The organism is Streptomyces niveiscabiei, from assembly GCF_001419795.1.
Lineage (GTDB): Bacteria > Actinomycetota > Actinomycetes > Streptomycetales > Streptomycetaceae > Streptomyces > Streptomyces niveiscabiei.
Genome location: NZ_LIRL01001011.1, coordinates 1 through 1887 on the forward strand (window position 1 = coordinate 1; position 1887 = coordinate 1887).

Sequence of the window (1887 nt, forward strand, 5' to 3'; positions counted from 1 at the left end):
GGCCCAGACCGGCGCGGCGACGCGGCCCGCCGGGTACCGCACCGCCGTACGGCTGATCAGGCTCGCGGACCGGCTCGGCATCCCGGTGCTGACGCTGGTGGACACGCCGGGCGCGGCGAACGACGCGGAGGCGGAGCGGCAGGGGGCGGGCGCGGCGATCGCCGAACTGTTCGCGGCCGTCGCCGAAGTGAGGACGCCGGTCACGACGCTCGTCATCGGCGAGGGCGGTTCCGGCGGGGCGCTCGCGCTGGCCGCGCCGGGGCGGACGTGGGCGACGCCGGACAGCTACTTCTCCGTCATCGCACCGGAGCTGGCCGCCGCGATCCTGAAACGGCCGCCGGAGGAGATCGAGGCGACGGCTGATCAACTCCGGATCAGGCCTCAGGACTTGGCCGAACTCGGCGTGATCCGAACAGCTGACCGCCGGCCATGAGAAACCCACTCTCTTCGCAAGAGGAACACAGAGGAGCGCGCGACAACCTCAAGTACCGTACGTAACAATGGGAGTGCACTGAGGCACGTACTACGGGGGCGTCATGGAAGGGCTCGTGGAGTTCAAGACGGAGGACGGCGCGGTCGTCGCCGTCGAGGCCGTCGAGGAGCGGGCCGGTTCGCGGCTGGCGTCGCGGGACGGCACCGTGCAGGCGGCGAGGACGTTCGAGGCCGCGCTGGACGGCGTACGGACGGCCGCGCAGTCGGCGCTGCGGGTGTTCCGGGACGGCGCGCTGAAGCCGGACGGCGTGGAGATCGAGTTCGGGGTCAAGCTCTCCGCGGAGGCGGGCGCGATCATCGCCAAGGGGACCAGTGAGGGCCATCTGGTGGTGAAGCTGACGTGGGGGGCGTCGCCCTCGGACTCCCCCGCTACCCCCGCAGAGTGAGAGCCGCCGATGAAGAGCGCCGCGTGGCACGCCCGGGTCGAGGCGTCCGGCAAGGTCCTGGGCGCCGGTTTCCTGGTGACCCCGGACACGGTCGTGACCTGCGCGCATGTCCTGGACGGCCGGGTGGAGGGGCTCGCGGTGTCGTTCACCGAGCGCCCCGGCACCGACCCCGTACCCGTACGCCTTCTGGCCCACGGCGGCTGGAGCGCGCGGGCGGGCCACGATCGTGGGGATGTCGCCGTACTACGCCTTGAGAGGGATGCCGGTGTCGCTCCGGCGGTGCTGGCCCCGCCAGACGCGGTGCACGGCAGGGCGGCGGACGGGGGGCCGAGGAAGCTGGTCGTCTACGGGTTCCCCGCCGGTTTCGACGAGGGCACGCTCGCCGAGTACCGGGTGACCTCACGGCAGTTGATCAGCGACGAGTGGAACCAGCTGGAGTCCTGGCAGCAGGGCGGGCAGCCGCTCGCGCCCGGGTTCAGCGGGGCGGCGGTCGCGCTCGCGGACACCGGTGAGGTCGTCGGCATGGTGACGGCCGCCGCCGGGGCGCGCGGGGTGTCCAACGGGCGGATGATGCCGGCCGAGGTGATGCGGCGGTACTGGCGCGACCTCGACGGGCTGATCCCGGTCCCCGGTCACCGCCCCGCCGACCGGGCCCGGCTGTACCGGCTGGTGGAGCGGGCCGAGTCGGCTGGCCTGGGCGGTCATTGGACGCAGCTCTACAACGCCGTACGCGACCCGCTCGACCCGAGACCGCCGGAGGGCGGCTTCTCCTCCCTGCGGTCGGCGGCGCTGTTCGTGCTGTCGGAGCTGGAGGGCGAGGAGGCGGTGGGGACGGTGATCCGGTTCGCGGAGCGGCTGGAGGCGCTGCTGTCCGCGTCCGGCGCGTTCGCCGCGCCCGGCACACAACTCGCCTCACCCAACGCCCCGTTCCCGACGTCCGGCCCGCACCCCACCACGATTCAGGCTCCGTTCATCCAGTCGGACACACAACTCCCCCAGCCCAGCCCCT

3 protein-coding genes are annotated in these 1887 nt (G+C 72.9%); all 3 read left to right on the forward strand.

Annotated features, from left to right (window positions below):
- The coding region (locus AOK24_RS38860; protein ID WP_276206886.1) for a carboxyl transferase domain-containing protein at nt 1–433 on the forward strand (433 nt) is incomplete at its 5' end.
- 103 nt (nt 434–536) lie between these two features.
- On the forward strand, nt 537–878 hold the full coding sequence (locus tag AOK24_RS38865; RefSeq protein WP_055724645.1) for a CU044_2847 family protein: 342 nt from the start codon (nt 537–539) through the stop codon (nt 876–878).
- Nucleotides 879–887: 9 nt separating this feature from the next.
- Nucleotides 888–1887, forward strand: a 1000-nt coding sequence (locus AOK24_RS38870; RefSeq protein ID WP_240554330.1) for a S1 family peptidase, incomplete at its 3' end; no start/stop codon positions are given.

Excerpts from the sequence above, each read along its gene's own strand:
- AOK24_RS38865 (WP_055724645.1), top strand. The coding sequence starts at position 537 with ATGGAAGGGCTCGTGGAGTTCAAGACGGAGGACGGCGCGGTCGTCGCC.